The following is an 18,377-nucleotide window of genomic DNA, read 5'->3' as shown; positions in this document are numbered from 1 at the left end:
AATAATGAGTACAATTGAAGATTTATCTTATTTTTTACCGGGTAACAAAAATGGTGTACTTTTGATACATGGCTTAACAGGTACACCCAACGAAATGCGTATTTTAGCTAATGGTTTACATAAAGCCGGATTTACCGTGTATGCTATACAATTAGCGGGACACTGTGGTACTGAAGAGGATCTTTGTAAAACCACTTGGCAAGATTGGTATCAAAGTGTAAAAGATGGTGCTGATTTTTTAGCAAAACATGTTGATAATGTTTTTGTTGCCGGTTTATCCATGGGCGCACTCCTTGCGCTTAAACTAGCATCAGATAGACCAGAGCAAATTAAAGGTGTGGGTGTTTTAGCGCCTACTTTTTATTATGATGGTTGGAGCATGCCATTTTGGGCTAAAAAATTCTTTTTCTTGCTGGTGTATTTGAAAAAACTGGGGCTTTTCCAAAAGGTTTCTTTCATCGAAAAGCCACCATATGGGCTTAAAGATGAGCGGATCCGAGCCGTTGTATCGGAAAGTATGCTGAGTGGTGATGCGGCATCTGCCGGACTTGCTGGAAATCCTTTTCCTGCACTGGCCGAAATGCAATTGTTAGCTAAAAACGTTCGCCAAGCACTACCTAAAGTGACTTCACCGTGTTTGATTATGCATTCCGGTCATGATGACATAGCTGATATTGAAACCAACGCTAAATTAGTTGAGAAACACGTTTCAGGATCAAAAAAATTAGTGGTACTTAATGATAGTTATCATTTAATTACAATTGATAGCCAACGTCGTGAAGTCATTAAAGAGTGCGCATCATTCTTCAATGAAATAGCAGAAGGAACCAATTCATAATGTCGCTATTAGTGATTATACTTTGGGTTAGTAATATCTGTTTTGATACATTAGGGCAAGTTGCTTTTAAATACGCAGCAACCGCCCCTAATAATCGAGATGGCTGGTATTACTGGGTTGATTTGGCTAAAAATCATTGGATCTGGATTGGTATAATTTCTTACGTTGCAGAATTTTTATTATGGTTAGCATTTTTAACATTGGTTCCGCTTTCTCAAGGAGTGTTGCTGGCATCATTTAATATCATCACCATTATGTTAGTTGGTCGAGTGCTTTTCAAAGAACTATTAACTGTTTACCGACTCATTGGTATGTTACTCATTACTGCTGGCGTAATCTTTGTAGGGATGTCTTAATATGGCTAGATTCTATTTAATCGGTTTTACGGTATTACTTTTTTTCGATACTATTGCACAATGTAGCTTTAAATTAACTGCCATCCATGCCGAACCACTAGCAATGAGTGTTGATTGGTTAGTCAGGGTATTTACTAATCCATGGATATACATCTCTATCGCTGGTTATATTTTAACTTTTTTTACTTGGATGACTTTATTAAAAAAAGCCCCTGTTGGGCCAGCTTTTGCTGCCTCTCACTTTGAAGTTGTCACGGTCATGATAGCTTCGATATGGCTGTTTCATGAACCAATTACATTATATAAGTTAATTGGCACCATTCTTATTGTATCAGGTATCTTGTTTTTAGCTTTAGCGGAAAGCCAATTGGCTAAGCAAAACGCTGATAATCATCAATAAAAGTTAATTCAAACTGTAGTTGATTTCTTAAATAATCAGCTACAGCTTCTAACCTTGTCATTATACTGATAAAGCTTTTAATAATGTTAAATTAAGCTGATGTTGTGCTTGTTGCCAATTGTGTAAGTTATCTGCCTCAATAGTGGGTTGTTTATCTAATGAACTCAGCAACCGTTTGAACCAATTAGAGGGTTGCCATATTGACAATTCACCAGTGATATCACTTGCCACAATACGTTGCTTTAACGAAGTAATGGTATCAAGCAGATGATAAGTTTGTAATTGACCTTGATCCCAATTAGTGTGAATGACCTTTTCACTTAATACATCTTTATCTATCGATAAATACACAGGTTCGGCGCTATGGTATTGTTCGGATAAGAAACTAGCAATCAGATCATCTGGCGTAGAAAAATGGCGAAAAGCTTGCCCCAAACCTATTTTTTTTGCCCACGATACATTGACATCCAAACTCCAATACGTCAGTTTTTTCTGAAAAAGGGGTTTCCATCTATTTTCCCAAAAATGGGAAAGTCCAATATCATGAGATGTGATACCTAACACATGAACATGACTGACAAAAGGTAAACTTGCCACATAGCTAACCCATGAACCACAATGAATACCAAATAAATAGCGCATATTATCAGGATGATTATCAAACACAATTACTTGGATTGGATTATCGGCGGAATAGTGTTTAGCCAACCGTTCAATAAGCAGCAATGAAATATGGTGATAATCACCACTTCCCATAAAGACTGTACCAAAATGTTCAGGTAAGGATTGCTGTAATTCAGCTTTAAATTGGCAGAATTTTTTTTCAGAGCAACCAAAGCGAATCGTATCTTGCCACTGAGTTACATCAATTATTTTAGCATTATTAATCTCGCCTACACTCTGATCGAAATTGAGTATAATAGGATATGTCATGCTACTTTCTCCTTGTCACTTTCAAAATGACCAATCAATTTGCTTAAAATAAATCTTAATAATGGGTTACGGATGTAAACCAAATGTTTGGTTAAAGTAAATTGCGCACCTAACGATCGTTTAACCTCAGGATCTGTCCAACCCGCAATATAGTGACTAAATCCTTGCTCAATGGCATACTCCAGATTGAAAAACCAACTAACAAAATAAAGATTAAAGTCACGAGCTTGAGGATAAACCAAGCCAATATATTTATCGACCAACATATTATTTACGACAAAGCAGATATTGTAGCCAATTAGTTCATTATCGTGATAATAGGTAAAAATGCGTGCTTGGATAGATTTACTTTGCAGCAATTGAATAAAAAACGGTTTGGTCAGTAAATCAAAATGAACCTCACTCTGTTGATACACATTGAGGTAAAGTTGGTAATAATGATCTAACACCTCATCATCAAAAAAGCACTCATCACCACTATGCAAAACCTTAATCTCTAATTTTTCGCGAGCTTTTAATTTACGTCTAAAATTCTTACGACGGCTGGACGAAAATCGTGAAAACACATCATTTAAATCACTAAAATCAATCGGTAACCAAGCTAATGCTTGTCCTTCAACTTCAATAAATCCTCTTGTTTTTAATGCCGAAATAAGCTGGTTCGAATAATGATTGTCTTGTTCGCTAAGTAAAGGCGAGGATAAAGGCAAATCTTTGACAATAACAAAAGGATACTTTTTTGTATATGCGGTTTTAATGTTATCCGCTAACTGTTCTGCTTCTACCTGATCGGTCAATAGAGCATATTCAGAAACGGTTGTTCCTATAAAACAAGTTTTCGGCTGTAACCAATGTCGCCATTTTTTAAAAAAAGGGAGTTTTTGGATCTTATGCTTAAAATCATCATCAGCAGTAGTTAATAAATCAAACTTTGCAGCAAAAGCAGGCACACCATTTTCACTCAGCCACGCCATAAAATCTTGCGGTGGATAAGTCAAAAAATTGTCGACTAATTCATTTGGTTCTAGCTGATTGATGTATTTCATAAATATATTTAAACGATTGGCTATCATGTGCAGTCCCGCCAACATGAGTTGACGGGAAGGTTAGAAATTAACAATTAAAGTTCTTTTTTCGCTCGGGTAATTAACTGATCAAGTAGTTCGATACCTTGATCAATCTCTTGACGAGTAATATGTAGCGATGGAGCAAAAGTGATCACGTTTTTATAATAACCACCGATATCAAGCACCAAGCCCATTTTATTACCTTTCCAATCAAGATCACCTGACATACCGATATCCACCATTTTATCTACTAACGCTTTGTTAGCGGTAAAACCATCTTCGGTACAGATTTCGGCACGAAGCGCAAGACCTAAACCATCAACTTCACCAATCTCTTTATGTTTCTTCTCAAGTGTTTTTAAACCTTCAAGGAAGTAAGCACCGCTTTCCATAACCATGGTTTCGTAATCAGTTTCTGACGTCATTTTTAACACTTCAAGACCAACTGCTGTACCTAATGGATTAGAAGCAAACGTTGAATGCGTTGAGCCGACAGGGAACACCTCAGGATTAATCAACTCTTCACGTGCCCATAAACCACCTAGTGGATTAAGACCATTGGTTAACGCTTTGGCAAAAACAACCACATCAGGTTTAACATCAAAATGCTCAATTGACCAAAGTTTACCAGTACGATAAAAGCCCATTTGGATTTCATCAACAACCAATAAAATTCCATATTGATCTAATACTTTTTTCAAACCTTTAAAGTAGTTACGAGGTGGAACAATATAACCACCCGTTGCTTGTAATGGTTCTGCATAAAATGCAGCATATTCTGCTTGTCCTACTTTTGGATCCCATACACCGTGGTATTCAGTTTCAAATAGACGTGCAAACTCAGCAACTAAGTGTTCACCATACTCCTCTGCGGTCATGCCTTTTGGACGACGGAACGGATATGGAAAAGGAACAAACATAGCACGATCACCGAAATGACCATAACGACGACGATAACGATAACTAGAAGTAATTGAAGATGCGCCAAGTGTACGACCATGATAACCACCTTGGAACGCAAACATTAATGACTTACCACCAGTAGCATTACGTACTACTTTTAAAGAATCTTCAATACATTGTGATCCACCAACGTTAAAATGAACTCGTCCTTGGTAACCAAAACGCTGTTCCATACCTTGTGCAATGGTTTTAGCTAATTCAATTTTGGTTGGATGCAAATATTGGCTAGCACATTGTGGTAAAGTATCAATTTGCTTTTTGAGTACGTTGTTTAATCGCTCATTGGCATAGCCAAAATTACATGCTGAATACCACATTTGTAAATCAAGGAAAGCTTTACCTTCTTTATCATACATGTAGCTACCTTCGCAACCATCAAAAATCTTCGGTGGTTCAACATAATGAACAGTATCACCAAATGAGCAATATTTAGCTTCATCAGCTAATAATGTTGCATCGTCAGGACGACTATTAATCATTTCTAAAGTTGGTTTACTCATAATTATCTCACTAATCCATATTCAAACACGATAAAATATGGCATTATTATTCTAGAAAATTGTTTGTTACAATGTACAATTAATGTATAGATTGTGTGACAATAGCTCTGTTTAATGAAATAATAATATTTAGTCAACTGATGACATAATTACTAAATGGACATCAAGAAATGAAAAAGATGTATGGTTTAATTTCGATACTTATAATTTCTGCTTTAGGATATAGCAATAGTGCCTTATCTGATCCTACGTCACTGGGTATCGGAGCTGGTTGGTCAAACTCTCCTTATAAAAGTTATAGCGCTAATTATTACCCAATACCTCATATTGATTTTGATAATGGTTCATTTTTTATCGATGATTTATCGGCAGGTTTTTATGCGTATAACCATGATAATCAAAGTTTGTCTATTGGTGCTCGTTACCTATCTAACGAATTTAAACCACACGACTCAAATAATCACCAATTAAAACGACTCGATAGCCGTCATTCAACATTATTAGCTGAAATTGAATACTCTATTGATACTAATTGGGGAAGTTTTTCGAGTAGTATTGGTACAGATGTGCTAAATGAAAGTAATAGTTTATTAGTGAACGCTGATTACAGTTTACCTATTGTGCAGGGTAATTTAATTATTGTTCCAACTATTGGTATTAATTGGGCTAACAATAAACATAACGATTACTATTATGGTATCTCACATAAAGAATCTTCTCGCTCTGGATTAAGATATTTCAATGCTGATGATTCATTTACTCCATATTTAGAAATAGGTGCACAATATGCATTTACCGATCATATTGCTACATTTGGTGGAGTTCACATTGATAAATTAACAGGTGATGCAGCTGATAGCACAATGGTTAGTAATAGTACAATAACCTCAATTTATATGGGTGTTTCATATAAATTTTAATGAGAATTAACATAATTTATATCTACTCAATATAATAACTTTTTTGATAGTTTGTATGTAATAAAAACCTATTACGTTTAAATATCATAAAGTAATTCAGGAAATCTAATATATGCTTTGGTTCAAAAATGCCATTATTTATCAACTTAATAATGACACCTTACTTAATAAAGATACAATTGAAAAAGCGATTAAATCAATCCCTTTTACGCCTTGCGGTAATTTAGATACCATAAAAATGGGTTGGGTATCACCCTATAATGACAATAATCAAAACGATTTTATCATTGATATGCAAGGGCATTTTTTATTACGTTTAAAAAAAGAAACAAAAATATTACCGTCCCCTGTTATTAAACAAGCTTTGTTAGAAAAAATTGACAAACAGGAACAAGCCTTAAGCAGAAGGTTGACTAAAAATGAAAAGGCGACATTAAAAGACGAGGTCATGATTGATCTTATGCCCAGAGCTTTTAGTAAATACAATCATTTTTGGTTATGGATAGATACTGTCAATAAACGTATCATTATTGATACTAGTAGCTTTAAACAAGCAGAAGATATTTTAGCTATCTTACGTAAAGAAATGGGAGCTCTTGCATTAACGCCACTATCCATTGAAAAACCGCTTGAGCAAATCATGACAACCTGGGTTAAAGAAAAACTTAACTTCGCACCTTTTATATTAGGTGATCAAGCCGAATTAAAAGATCCACTTGAAGGAAACGGGATTATTAGCTGCAAAAACCAAGATATCACCAGCGATGAAATGCTAATACATTTTGATTCAGGCAAATGGATAACAAAAATTAAAATTATCGATGAACGTGGAGTAAATTTTATTGTAAATAGTGACTTAACACTTAAACGAATAAAATTTGATTCAACTATCTTGGACGAAAACGAAGATATTGGTTCTGATGAATTTGATAAACGATTGGAAGCCGATTTTATTATTATGGCTAACTTATTATCAACAACTATCAATGATTTTTACACAGTCCTTAAGAAAATAGCTTAAAATATTGTGTAAATTTTTTTTACATAAAGTGTCATTATTTATAGCTTTGCATATAATATGTGCTATAATCGACAATAAGTTATGTGTACCATAATTAAAAACAATAAGTAATCAATCCTTTACTCAAAGTAAAATTTGAATAAAAGGAATGTAAACAACGTCTATAACAACATTCAAGTTGAGGCAATAAAATGAAAAAAACAACATTAGCTTTAGCAATCGCAGTAGCAAGCTTAACAGCTACAGCAGCAAATGCAGGATATGAAGACAACTCTTTCTACATTGGTGGTAGAGTGGGTTGGACTGAGATGTATAAATTAGATGCCAAAAAAGTACGTATTAGCGAAGATTTCGGCATTAGCACTACTGATAGAAGCAACGTCGGTGGTGGTGCTTTCTTAGGTTTCCAAGCAAACCCTTATTTAGCTTTTGAGTTAGGTTATGACTGGTTAGGTTCAGCTAAATATAAAAGATCTAGCAACACTGCTGGTAAAACTTATGACGAAGGTCACAGCAAAGTTTCTGCACAAGGTGTTTCTTTAACTGGTAAATTAAGCTATCCATTATCATTTATCACCGATGACTTAGATGTCTATGCTCGTGCAGGTGGTATGGTTACTATCGCTAAATGGAAAAATGGTGGAAAAGCTAAAGAGATTGTCGGTAAAGGCGGCACAAAAACCGATCTTTCACCAGTTTACGCTCTAGGTCTTGATTACCGTTTTGCGGACGATTTATCTACTCGTTTAGAATACCAATATGTTAACCACATTCATACTAAAACTAATGCATCTCCAGATGCTGGTTTGTTAACTTTAGGTATCACTTATCGTTTAGGTTCTCCAGCTGTACCAGCACCAGTTGAAATCAAAACTCAAGAAAGAGTTTACGATTTAAACGCTGACGTATTATTTGCTTACGCAAAAGCTGACTTAAAAGAAAAAGGTCGTCAAGAGTTAGACAGATTACTACAAGATCTAGTTAAACTTAGCCCAACACAAACTGCAATCGTAGTAATCGGTCATACTGACCGTATCGGTTCAGAAAACTATAACCAAAAACTTTCAGAACAACGTGCTCATTCTGTAATGAGATACTTAGTTTCTAAAGGTGTTCCGTCTGATATCATCAGCGCACGTGGTGTAGGTAAATCTCAACCAGTTACTGGCAGTGAATGTAACAGTAGACGTGGTGCTGACTTAAAAGCATGTTTAGCGCCGGATCGTCGTGTACAAATCGAAGTTAAAGCTCGTAACCTTCAAGAAGTTCAAGTAACGAGAGATACTACACACTAATTTAATCGTTTTGTGTAGTAATAAAAAAACCCGGCATGACCGGGTTTTTTTGTCTACATTAACTTGTTAGTAAATAAATTATATATTAACCTTGATCTACAAATTATCCACAAAAAAGATTATAATTATTGACTCGCTGTTAGTAATAAAAGTTAAAGGAGTTACTTGTGCCTACCGCTATTTGGCAAGAATGTCTTTCTCAATTACAAGAAGAACTTCCTACAACGGAATTCAACTTATGGATTCGTCCGTTGCAAGCGGAACTGGTTGATAATAAACTCTATATTTATGCGCCAAACAGATTTGTATTAGATTGGGTTAAAAATAAATACCTCAGCACTATATCTCAGTTACTCAATACCCTGTTTAATGATGATTCCCTAAAGCTATACCTTGAAGTGGGGTCAACATTGTCAATGGAAAAAAAAGCTAAGAGTAATCAACCTAAAACAAATGTAATGCCAGCATGGAAAACAACCAAAGAAAGTAATAATAATCATACCTATCACTCGGGAATTAACCATAAACATACTTTCAATAGTTTTGTTGAAGGTAAATCTAACCAACTCGCCGTTGCTGCTGCCAAGCAAGTTGCTCAAAATCCTGGAAAGGCTTATAACCCACTATTTTTATATGGCTCAACGGGTTTAGGTAAGACCCATTTATTACATGCTGTTGGCAATCAAATTATGGAAGTCAAAAGTGACGCCAAAGTGGTCTACATGCATTCTGAACGATTTGTTCAAGATATGGTAAAGGCACTGCAAAATAATGCGATAGAAGAGTTCAAAATTTACTATCGTTCTGTTGATGCATTACTTATCGATGATATCCAATTCTTTGCCAATAAAGAGCGTTCACAAGAAGAATTCTTTCATACCTTTAATTCATTATTAGAAGGTAACCAACAAATTATTTTAACTTCAGACCGCTATCCAAAAGAAATTGATGGCGTTGAAGATCGCTTAAAATCACGTTTTGGCTGGGGCTTAACGATTGCGATTGAACCACCAGAACTTGAAACACGAGTCGCAATTTTGATGAAAAAAGCCGAAGAAAATAATATAAAATTACCTGAAGAGGTCGCTTTTTTTATTGCTAAACGATTACGTTCTAATGTGCGAGAACTAGAAGGCGCATTAAATCGGGTAATTGCCAATGCAAATTTCACAGGTAAAGCAATCACCATTGATTTTGTCAAAGATGCGCTAAAAGATTTGCTTGCCTTACAAGAAAAATTAATTACTATTGATAATATCCAAAAAACGGTTGCAGAGTATTATAAAATTAAAGTATCGGATCTACTTTCCAAACGTCGCTCCCGTTCTGTTGCAAGACCACGGCAAGTCGCTATGGCATTAGCAAAAGAATTAACAAATAAAAGCCTTCCCGAAATTGGTGATGGCTTTGGTGGAAGAGATCATACGACCGTATTGCATGCATGCAGAAAGATCGCCGAATTAAAAGAAGAAAGCAATGATATTAAAGAGGATTATTCCAATTTAATTCGAACATTATCAACTTAATAAAAGAATCAACATTATGAAATTTATTATTGATCGAGAAAAACTAATTAAACCATTGCAACTTGTTAGTGCACCTTTAAGTAGTCGCCCAACGCTACCGATTTTAGGTAATTTGTTATTACAAGTAAGTGATAATACATTATCCATGACTGGCACCGACCTTGAAATAGAGATGATTGCTCATATCCCGCTAACGGAAGCAAATGAATCGGGTGCAACCACAGTACCTGCCCGAAAGTTTCTTGATATTTGTCGAAATTTACCTAATAGTGCTCAGATTTCGATAACTGTTGATGATAATCGATTGATGATTCAATCTGGTCGAAGTAAATTTTCCTTATCAACACTACCTGCCAGTGATTTTCCTAACTTAGAAAATTGGCAAAGCGATGTCGAACTTTCTGTACCACAAAAAACAATCAAACGTCTTATTGATGCCGTCCAGTTTTCGATGGCTAACCAAGATGTAAGATACTACCTTAATGGTATGTTATTCGAAATCGAAGATGGACTTTTAAAATCTGTTGCAACCGATGGACATCGACTTGCTCTTTGTTCGCAACCTATTGGTCAAAATATTGCAACTTCCTGTTCTGTGATTTTACCAAGAAAAGGCGTTATTGAACTGGCAAAATTGGTGAGTGATAATGACGACATTATCAATATCCAAATTGGTAATAATAACTTACGAGTTAATCTTGGCGATTTTACCTTCACCTCTAAACTGATTGACGGCAGATTCCCAGATTACAAACGAGTATTACCACGTAATCCTGATAAACCATTAGAAGTTTCGTGCGAAGAGTTTAGAAATTCGTTATCACGTGTCGCCATTTTATCCAATGAAAAATTTCGCGGTATCCGGCTTCATGTTCACAATAACCAATTAAAAATTACAGCAAATAACCCAGAACAAGAAGAAGCAGAAGAAGTGGTTGATGTAAAATATTCTTCAGCAGAACTTGAAATTGGCTTTAATGTGACCTATTTATTAGATATATTAAATACGTTGAAGTGCGATAGCGTACAACTACTTTTAACTGATGCCACATCAAGTGTACAAATTGAAGACATTAATGATCAGTCAGCCATTTATGTTGTGATGCCAATGCGCTTATAATCAAATTTAACCTTTCCGGCTTAGGCCGGAATAACTTAGCTTATATGATTCTTTCACAGATCAAAATCCATCATTTTCGTAATATATCTTATACCGAGCTGTGTTTATCCCCCCATTTCAACTTTATTGTTGGCGATAATGGTAGTGGTAAAACTAGCTTACTTGAAGCTATCTACATGCTAGGTCATGGAAGAGCATTTAGACATATACAGTCCAATCGTATTATTCAGCATGAACAATCTGAATTAACGTTATTTAGCCAAATTGAATCATCTAATCAACAAACCCGAACCATTGGATTAGTCAAAGCACGTAATAATGATAATAGAATTAAAATTGATGGTGATGAGGGATTTCGATTAACCGATCTTGCTAAACTCTTACCCATTCAATTAATTACACCAGAAGGATTTGATTTACTTATTGGTGGGCCTAAATATCGACGAGCTTTTATTGATTGGGGGTGTTTTCATCATTATCCTGAATTTATCCATTTATGGAACAATTTAAAGCGATTATTTAAGCAACGTAATGCCTTATTAAAACAATCCACGAGTTATAATCAACTGTTACCTTGGGATAAAGAGCTGGCTCCCATTGCTGAAAAAATAAGTCAAATTCGCTCGGAGTATTCACAGCATATTTTTCCCGAAATCATACAAACCTGCCATGACTTTTTGCCTGAATATCTGCTTAATTGTCAATATTATCAAGGGTGGGAACAAAACATTAATTATAGCGACATATTACACAAACAGTATGAACGAGATAGATTACTCAACTATACTTCATTAGGCCCACATAAAGCAGATATCCGTTTGCGTATCGACAATATACCTGTTGAAGATTTCTTATCACGGGGACAATTAAAATTATTGATGTGTGCACTACGTCTTGCGCAAGGTGAATATTATTCAAAACAAAGTGCACAACCTTGTGTCTATTTAATTGATGATTTTGCGTCAGAATTAGATCATCATAAACGAGCGTTATTAGCTAAACGGTTAAAAATGGCGAATTCACAAGTGTTTATCACAGCGGTTAGCCAAGACCAAGTAACCCATATGATTGACGAAAATGATAAGATTTTTCACATAAAATCTGGTATAATTTCCTAAATATACAGAATGATATAAATAAATCAAACAAGTCGAGAGATCCATGTCAAATTCTTATGATTCTTCTAGCATTAAAGTACTTAAAGGACTTGATGCTGTCCGAAAACGTCCAGGTATGTATATTGGTGACACTGATGATGGGACAGGACTTCACCATATGGTTTTTGAAGTTGTTGATAATGCCATTGACGAAGCATTAGCTGGCTATTGTCATCACATTGAAGTGACCATTCATCCTGATAATTCAGTCTCAGTACGAGATGATGGTCGTGGTATTCCAACCGGTATCCATGAAGAAGAAGGAGTTTCAGCAGCTGAAGTCATTATGACGGTATTACATGCTGGCGGAAAATTTGATGATAATTCATATAAAGTATCTGGTGGTTTACATGGTGTGGGGGTTTCCGTCGTTAATGCCCTATCTGATAAATTAGAATTGGTCATTTATCGTGAAGGAAAAATTCACCAACAAGTTTACCATTTAGGTGTCCCTCAAGAGCCGTTAAAAATCATTGGCGAGACTAGTGAATCGGGTACTTATGTGCGTTTTTGGCCAAGCCCAGAAACTTTTACTAATATTGAATTTGTTTATGAAGTTTTAGCTAAACGCTTACGTGAGCTATCATTCTTAAATTCAGGTGTTTCAATCAGATTGCTTGATGAACGTACCGGTAAAAGCGAACATTACCACTACGAAGGTGGGATACAAGCTTTTGTTGAATACTTGAATAAAAATAAAAACCCGATTCATCCAAAAATCTTTTACTTCAGTACGGAAAAAGACGGTATAGGTGTTGAAATCGCTTTACAGTGGAATGACGGTTACCAAGAAAATATTTATTGTTTCACCAATAATATTCCTCAACGAGACGGCGGTACCCATTTAGCCGGTTTTCGTGGAGCAATGACCCGCACCCTAAACAATTATATGGAAGCGGAAGGATACAGCAAAAAAGCGAAAATTAGTGCGACCGGTGATGATGCTCGTGAAGGACTCATCGCGGTTGTATCGGTCAAAGTACCGGATCCAAAATTCTCATCTCAAACTAAAGATAAGCTAGTTTCGTCAGAAGTTAAATCGGCTGTTGAATCGGTAATGGGTGAAAAATTAGCGGAATATCTGCTTGAAAACCCATCTGATGCAAAAATCGTGGTAGGTAAAATTATTGATGCAGCAAGAGCACGTGAAGCCGCTCGTAAAGCTCGAGAGATGACACGGCGTAAAGGTGCATTAGATTTAGGAGGCTTGCCGGGTAAACTGGCTGATTGCCAAGAAAAAGACCCTGCCCTATCTGAACTTTACTTAGTGGAAGGGGACTCTGCGGGCGGTTCTGCAAAACAGGGACGAAACCGCAAAAACCAAGCCATTTTACCGCTCAAAGGTAAAATCTTGAATGTAGAGAAAGCTCGCTTTGATAAAATGCTTTCTTCACAAGAAGTTGCTACACTGATTACAGCATTGGGTTGTGGAATTGGTCGTGATGAATATAACCCAGATAAAATGCGATATCACAGCATTATTATCATGACCGATGCCGACGTCGACGGTTCACATATTCGAACATTACTATTAACCTTTTTCTATCGTCAAATGCCCGAAATTATCGAACGTGGTTATGTTTATATTGCGCAACCACCACTCTATAAAGTGAAAAAAGGGAAACAAGAACAATACATCAAAGATGATGAAGCGATGACGCAATTCCAAATAGCATTGGCGCTTGAAGATGCTTCATTGCATGTTAACGATCATGCGCCGGCACTGGCTGGCGAAGCCTTAGAAAGATTGATTGCTGAGTATCAAAAAGTTGAAAAGCTCATCGCAAAAATGGAACGCCGTTATCCTAAAGCATTACTGTCTGAGCTGGTTTACCATGATGTATTAGATGAAAATATACTTAAAGATAAGCAATTAGTCGAAAATTGGGCAAAAACCATTGTCGACAATTTATCGAATAAAGAACAACATGGTAGTAGTTACCGTTATTCAGCTGAATATAATGAAAAAACACAACTTTATGTACCTGTCATCAAAGTGAGAACGCATGGAGTAGATAATAACTATGCATTAGATCAGGTATTTATTCACAGTAATGAGTATCGTAACATTTGTCATTTGGGTAAACAGTTAAGAGAACTCTTAGAAGAGAGTGCTTATATCCAAAGAGGAGAACGAAAACAACCGGTTAGTTCTTTTGAAGAAGCCGTTGATTGGTTAATTAAAGAATCACGCCGTGGTCTGACTATCCAACGTTATAAAGGGTTGGGTGAAATGAATCCAGAACAATTATGGGAAACCACAATGGATCCAACCAGTCGTCGTATGTTACAAGTGACAATTAAAGATGCTATAGAAGCGGATCAACTATTTACCACACTAATGGGGGATGAAGTTGAACCACGTCGATTATTTATCGAAGAAAATGCTCTTAAAGCTGCTAACTTGGATTTCTAACTAATTTTATTGGATTAGGTATTGAATGAAATAATTCATGAAGTATCTAAAATAGAATTCAATAATTAAAAAAAACCAGACTTCCCGTCTGGTTTTTTATATAAAATTAAGAAAGAAATTGCTCCAATAAAGTTAGATTCTCAATATTCAAAGCCTGATTCTATCCCAACAACACTTCATTCTAAGAAAACTAAATATTCAAAGATTTTTGTAGTTGTTGAAGTTTTTTATTTAATTTATCTAATTCTTCCGTTTTCTCAGTTTCAGATGAAGTGGAATTACTGACTTTCTCTTGTTGCTGTTCTATATCCAGAACTTTTTCCTGTAAATCTGTTCGACCTGTCTGTTTTGCTTTTATTTTGATTTCATTAGTTAAACTAATTAGATCAATTTTAAGTTGTTCCAATTGCTCTTGCTTTTGCATAATAGTATAGGATGAATTATTTTTCTGCTTTTCAATGTTCGCATAAATATCTCTAAATTTCTGATTAACTTTTTTTTCATTATCTAAAATTTTTTGTTTTTCTTCGATGCGAGCGTTATAACTTCCTGAATAATTGCAACCAATTTTTTCAAATATAGTGGCATCCTTTTTCTTCGGATCACACTTATCTGGTGTTGTTGAACAACCCAACACAAAAAGAATTGGGCTGAGTAAAACTAGACATCGTTTTTTCATTATTAACTTACCTGTACTACTGAACGTTGCTTACTTACGATATTTATTTGTTTTTCAAGTGATGAAATTTGTTTATGCAATTGATTTATTTGCTTATTAAGTTTTGCTACATTAAGTCCTGCTATTTTTTCTTTTGAAGAAAGAGAAACCCAGTCGCTTTCAACTTTTTTCATTCTTCCTAATTTTTCATTTAAATAAGCAATATTCGCATCAATTTTATTTAATTCGTTTTTAGCTTGATTTCGACTAATAGATTCATTTTGTATTTGTCGATTAAGCGCATTAAGTGTTGCAAGATTTTTATTTAATACACCTTTAGCTGCTTCAGTCACCGCCTGAATTTCTAAGGTATTTTGTTGAATATCATAAATATAAGCATCAAGGCGTTGTTCTTTATCTATGTACTCTGAACGCTTAGCTTCAAGATAATGATTAGCCCCCATCATAACGCCACAACCTACAGCAGCAGATGCTATACAAGTAGCAGCATTACCTTTTAATAATAAACAACCCACACCAGTTATACCTGCACCAACAGCACAAGATTGCCATGCTGATTTGCTGAAGAAATTACCCGCATTTCCTTTAGTTAATGCAGGATCAACATCTTTGGTGTTTCCGTTAGTTGATTGGCATCCGGCTAAAACAAGGGACATACTTAGTGTAAGTATCACTATCATTTTATTCATAATTTCATTCCTCTTATTTCATTACAAGTTAACACTATCTTGTTGATTTTAAATTTTTTATTCTTTATATCAATTAAAATACTTTTATTAATTTTTAATATATATTTTTTTGAAAAATACCTTTTGCTATTATCTAGATATTACCATTAAATTATAAAATCTAGATTTATAACTATTATAGTATTTCAATTACGATTGTATATTTATAGATACTCACCAGTTTTAAATAATTACAATAACTCTTGATTAACATACGGATCAAATCAGATCCTTTTCATAGCTTATCCCAACGCCTGACCTTCAGCATCTAAACATTACAAATTAGTAATGTAACTAATTCTAACAGAAAAATACATCTGTTGTAATTGGTATCTATAGGATAAGTTAAGATTTTTTTTAATCGATTTTTAACATACTGCAAGATAATCCTAACCTAATCGTCATTTTAAAAACATATCATCAGTCAATACTCGTAATGGTTGCATATCACTATCTCCCCGAATGACTAAGGATGGATCAGAACGTAAACACGTTCCCCCATAATGTCCGCCGACAGTGAAAGTACAGATTTGCAAATAACGATCGTCGACTTTCGGTAAACACCACAATTCTTGATAGATGTTTTCTTGTTTAGCAAATTTACCGACAGTTTTACCCAAAATGGTTTCTTTGCTGCTGACTAATTGAATATCACTCCCCCGACGCCCTGCAATCGGCTTAACGGCATACCCCTTTTTCTCTAAACTTGTATTAAGTTCGAATGTAGACTCTAATAAATAACGATGATTAGGAAATAGAGACCACAGCACCGGTAAAATCGCTTTATTGCTTGGAATAACTGTCCATAAAGGTTCAAATACAGTGACCTCGGGACGTAAAAGAACGTCTATTAACCTTACCGCATTTTCTGGATGCCAAGTCCGTATGGGTAATCCGGCTATTTGCGCTTCACTTTCTTGACGAAGTTGTTCTAATACGGTTTCCCATGCCCATGTTTTCCACACACAGGTTACTTGACGATCTTCATCATCAACTAATCGACCGCGTTTATCCCATTTTAAGCTGCTCAAACCTCGTAAAATTTTGCTCTTAAATCCTGCTTGTGTTAGGGCTTTTTGCATAAATAAAGCATGATAATTTTCCTCATTATCATTATCTTGCATAATATGGATAAAAGCTTGTGCATCGCTATGCTTCCAACAACTCGCTAATGCGTTAAGCAACCCAGCACTAGGGTTTACACCAACATTCAGCCCAGCTTGTATCGCCCAATTTTGTAGTATCTGTCCAGCTTCAGTATGACACGATGCCGAATCAGCATTATATTCATAAACTTTAAAGCCTCGTTCATCCATACAAAAATCTAGCCGACCAGTTATCATTTGATAACGTCGCTGTTGCCAAGACAGACGTAAGCGAGGCCATAAAATTTCGGGGATATTAAAATTCATCAGCAAGTTATCATCTTTTAGTACTCTATCGGTTGCATGTAAATACATAAGATGTAACTCATTGGTCGCTCGAATAAGTTCTTGCTCGGCACTTTCAGAAATAGTGAAATATCGGTAGTGATCATCATGACTAATTGCATGCCCTACCGCTTGGATATAAGCATTTTCTAAACTATCTTGCTCATTAAGCCAGTTAATATCAAATTGACCTTGATTTTCAATATGTTGACTATGAATAGCCAGTAAAGGTGCCGGTACGGTTGGTTGTGGTAGACTATATTGTGTATTTTCGGTTTGAATCATCCAACCTAATATGGTGGTATCGTCAAACGTATCATGTAACAAATAACCATTGTCGGTAACCGTCATCCTTAATTCACGAGTCCAATGTTGACCAATTGGTAATCGGGTATGAATAACATTTTGTTCAGCTATCCGAACTTTATCTGCAAAGACTTCGGTAATAATAGCAACATGGCCCGTTCTATCGAAAACACCACCATCATCCCAAATAAGTAATGCGCCAGCTTCGGGTTTTTTCTTACCACCATTAGCAAAAGCTTGTAAAGGCAATATCGCTTCATTGATAACTTGTCTTAAGACACGAAGTGAAAAAATTTCATGAGCCATGCCGACATCAGTAAACACAATACCATAATTAAGAAATAAAAAACGCCTTGCAAATTCAACGCATTGCCATTTATATCCCATATATTCATGCCCGGAATAACTTCGAAAAGAAGCATCATCAGGGTATTGAGTTGGGTCTAATGTTTCATAATCAGAAGAGTAAATGGCAACGCCACCTGGGGCATAACCTAACAATGTACCAAAAGGTTCTCTATCATCGGAGTGTGCTAACATATTTTTCAACCTTTTTTATAATTTATAGGATAATGCTAACTAAGCTGTGATAAAATTAATCTATCATAGATCAATTTGAATACTTTAAGAAGCGAAGTTTATGCTTGATCACTTGAAGAACATCAAAGCGCCTATATATGACTGTTATTCCTGGTAGTAATACCCCAAACATACCGATTACG

The 18,377-nt window shown here is 35.5% G+C and carries 16 protein-coding genes; 10 read left to right on the top strand and 6 right to left on the bottom strand.

Annotated elements, in window-relative coordinates:
* The first annotated feature begins 4 nt into the window (after window positions 1-4).
* Genes GYM75_RS01380 through GYM75_RS01370 form a run of 3 tightly spaced genes read left to right on the top strand, consistent with a single transcriptional unit; the run spans window position 5 to window position 1,594 of the window.
* A complete protein-coding gene (locus GYM75_RS01380) occupies window positions 5-838 on the top strand; it encodes a carboxylesterase (protein ID WP_220216405.1) in 834 nt (277 codons plus the stop codon).
* Window positions 838-1,194 (top strand): EamA family transporter, encoded by a 357-nt coding sequence (locus GYM75_RS01375; protein ID WP_065558652.1) that lies wholly within the window; start codon window positions 838-840, stop codon window positions 1,192-1,194. Before GYM75_RS01380 ends, GYM75_RS01375 begins: the two co-directional genes overlap by 1 nt.
* A 1-nt stretch (window position 1,195) precedes the next feature.
* The gene (locus GYM75_RS01370) at window positions 1,196-1,594 is read left to right on the top strand and encodes a multidrug efflux SMR transporter (RefSeq protein ID WP_065558651.1); all 399 of its coding nucleotides are present in this window, start codon (window positions 1,196-1,198) and stop codon (window positions 1,592-1,594) included.
* 60 nt (window positions 1,595-1,654) lie between these two features.
* Here GYM75_RS01370 and GYM75_RS01365 read toward each other — a convergent pair whose 3' ends face one another.
* Genes GYM75_RS01365 through GYM75_RS01355 form a run of 3 tightly spaced genes read right to left on the bottom strand, consistent with a single transcriptional unit; the run spans window position 1,655 to window position 5,057 of the window.
* Complete coding sequence (locus GYM75_RS01365; RefSeq protein ID WP_220216404.1) at window positions 1,655-2,527, bottom strand: arginase family protein; 873 nt, start codon at window positions 2,525-2,527, stop codon at window positions 1,655-1,657.
* On the bottom strand, window positions 2,524-3,600 hold the full coding sequence (locus GYM75_RS01360; RefSeq protein WP_220216403.1) for a GNAT family N-acetyltransferase: 1,077 nt from the start codon (window positions 3,598-3,600) through the stop codon (window positions 2,524-2,526). Before GYM75_RS01360 ends, GYM75_RS01365 begins: the two co-directional genes overlap by 4 nt.
* A 47-nt stretch (window positions 3,601-3,647) precedes the next feature.
* Window positions 3,648-5,057, bottom strand: a complete 1,410-nt coding sequence (locus GYM75_RS01355) for an aspartate aminotransferase family protein (RefSeq protein ID WP_143425959.1) — start codon at window positions 5,055-5,057, stop codon at window positions 3,648-3,650.
* 170 nt (window positions 5,058-5,227) lie between these two features.
* Here GYM75_RS01355 and GYM75_RS01350 point away from each other — a divergent pair, with 170 nt between their 5' ends.
* The 7 genes from GYM75_RS01350 (at window position 5,228) to gyrB (ending at window position 14,512) form a co-directional block, all read left to right on the top strand.
* Entirely contained in the window at window positions 5,228-5,977 is a 750-nt protein-coding gene (locus tag GYM75_RS01350) for a MipA/OmpV family protein (RefSeq protein ID WP_220216402.1), read from the top strand.
* Between the two features lie 112 nt (window positions 5,978-6,089).
* Window positions 6,090-6,998 (top strand): recombination-associated protein RdgC, encoded by a 909-nt coding sequence (locus tag GYM75_RS01345; RefSeq protein WP_220216401.1) that lies wholly within the window; start codon window positions 6,090-6,092, stop codon window positions 6,996-6,998.
* 191 nt (window positions 6,999-7,189) lie between these two features.
* Window positions 7,190-8,293 (top strand): porin OmpA, encoded by a 1,104-nt coding sequence (ompA, locus tag GYM75_RS01340; RefSeq protein WP_220216400.1) that lies wholly within the window; start codon window positions 7,190-7,192, stop codon window positions 8,291-8,293.
* A gap of 167 nt (window positions 8,294-8,460) precedes the next feature.
* Window positions 8,461-9,819 (top strand): chromosomal replication initiator protein DnaA, encoded by a 1,359-nt coding sequence (gene dnaA / locus GYM75_RS01335; RefSeq protein WP_220216399.1) that lies wholly within the window; start codon window positions 8,461-8,463, stop codon window positions 9,817-9,819.
* Window positions 9,820-9,835: 16 nt separating this feature from the next.
* Window positions 9,836-10,939 carry a DNA polymerase III subunit beta gene (gene dnaN, locus GYM75_RS01330; RefSeq protein ID WP_220216398.1) on the top strand — a complete coding sequence of 368 codons (1,104 nt, stop codon included), beginning with the start codon at window positions 9,836-9,838 and terminating at the stop codon, window positions 10,937-10,939.
* Window positions 10,940-10,983: 44 nt separating this feature from the next.
* Window positions 10,984-12,057 carry a DNA replication/repair protein RecF gene (gene recF, locus GYM75_RS01325; RefSeq protein ID WP_220216397.1) on the top strand — a complete coding sequence of 358 codons (1,074 nt, stop codon included), beginning with the start codon at window positions 10,984-10,986 and terminating at the stop codon, window positions 12,055-12,057.
* 43 nt (window positions 12,058-12,100) lie between these two features.
* Window positions 12,101-14,512, top strand: coding sequence for a DNA topoisomerase (ATP-hydrolyzing) subunit B (gene gyrB, locus GYM75_RS01320; protein WP_220216396.1), 2,412 nt, complete (start codon window positions 12,101-12,103; stop codon window positions 14,510-14,512).
* 190 nt (window positions 14,513-14,702) lie between these two features.
* On the opposite strand, the gene GYM75_RS01315 is transcribed toward gyrB, so the two are convergent.
* From GYM75_RS01315 to gss, 3 genes are all read right to left on the bottom strand, one after another.
* Window positions 14,703-15,191, bottom strand: a complete 489-nt coding sequence (locus GYM75_RS01315; RefSeq protein ID WP_220216395.1) for a hypothetical protein — start codon at window positions 15,189-15,191, stop codon at window positions 14,703-14,705.
* Window positions 15,192-15,193: 2 nt separating this feature from the next.
* On the bottom strand, window positions 15,194-15,880 hold the full coding sequence (locus tag GYM75_RS01310; RefSeq protein ID WP_220216394.1) for a hypothetical protein: 687 nt from the start codon (window positions 15,878-15,880) through the stop codon (window positions 15,194-15,196).
* Between the two features lie 440 nt (window positions 15,881-16,320).
* Complete coding sequence (gss, locus tag GYM75_RS01305; protein WP_220216393.1) at window positions 16,321-18,195, bottom strand: bifunctional glutathionylspermidine amidase/synthase; 1,875 nt, start codon at window positions 18,193-18,195, stop codon at window positions 16,321-16,323.
* Window positions 18,196-18,377 lie beyond the last annotated feature (182 nt).

The organism is Gilliamella sp. ESL0441, from assembly GCF_019469185.1.
GTDB lineage: Bacteria > Pseudomonadota > Gammaproteobacteria > Enterobacterales > Orbaceae > Gilliamella.
The sequence above is the reverse complement of the archived record's forward strand: the minus strand, read 5'-3'. Positions and strand labels throughout refer to the sequence as shown.

Bases quoted from the DNA above. Each gene is read 5' to 3' on its own strand.
- GYM75_RS01380 (WP_220216405.1), top strand. From the start codon at position 5: ATGAGTACAATTGAAGATTTATCTTATTTTTTACCGGGTAACAAAAAT.
- GYM75_RS01375 (WP_065558652.1), top strand. From the start codon at position 838: ATGTCGCTATTAGTGATTATACTTTGGGTTAGTAATATCTGTTTTGAT.
- GYM75_RS01370 (WP_065558651.1), top strand. From the start codon at position 1,196: ATGGCTAGATTCTATTTAATCGGTTTTACGGTATTACTTTTTTTCGAT.
- GYM75_RS01365 (WP_220216404.1), bottom strand. From the start codon at position 2,527: ATGACATATCCTATTATACTCAATTTCGATCAGAGTGTAGGCGAGATT.
- GYM75_RS01360 (WP_220216403.1), bottom strand. From the start codon at position 3,600: ATGATAGCCAATCGTTTAAATATATTTATGAAATACATCAATCAGCTA.
- GYM75_RS01355 (WP_143425959.1), bottom strand. From the start codon at position 5,057: ATGAGTAAACCAACTTTAGAAATGATTAATAGTCGTCCTGACGATGCA.
- GYM75_RS01350 (WP_220216402.1), top strand. From the start codon at position 5,228: ATGAAAAAGATGTATGGTTTAATTTCGATACTTATAATTTCTGCTTTA.
- GYM75_RS01345 (WP_220216401.1), top strand. From the start codon at position 6,090: ATGCTTTGGTTCAAAAATGCCATTATTTATCAACTTAATAATGACACC.
- ompA (WP_220216400.1), top strand. From the start codon at position 7,190: ATGAAAAAAACAACATTAGCTTTAGCAATCGCAGTAGCAAGCTTAACA.
- dnaN (WP_220216398.1), top strand. From the start codon at position 9,836: ATGAAATTTATTATTGATCGAGAAAAACTAATTAAACCATTGCAACTT.
- recF (WP_220216397.1), top strand. From the start codon at position 10,984: ATGATTCTTTCACAGATCAAAATCCATCATTTTCGTAATATATCTTAT.
- gyrB (WP_220216396.1), top strand. From the start codon at position 12,101: ATGTCAAATTCTTATGATTCTTCTAGCATTAAAGTACTTAAAGGACTT.
- GYM75_RS01315 (WP_220216395.1), bottom strand. From the start codon at position 15,191: ATGAAAAAACGATGTCTAGTTTTACTCAGCCCAATTCTTTTTGTGTTG.
- GYM75_RS01310 (WP_220216394.1), bottom strand. From the start codon at position 15,880: ATGAATAAAATGATAGTGATACTTACACTAAGTATGTCCCTTGTTTTA.
- gss (WP_220216393.1), bottom strand. From the start codon at position 18,195: ATGTTAGCACACTCCGATGATAGAGAACCTTTTGGTACATTGTTAGGT.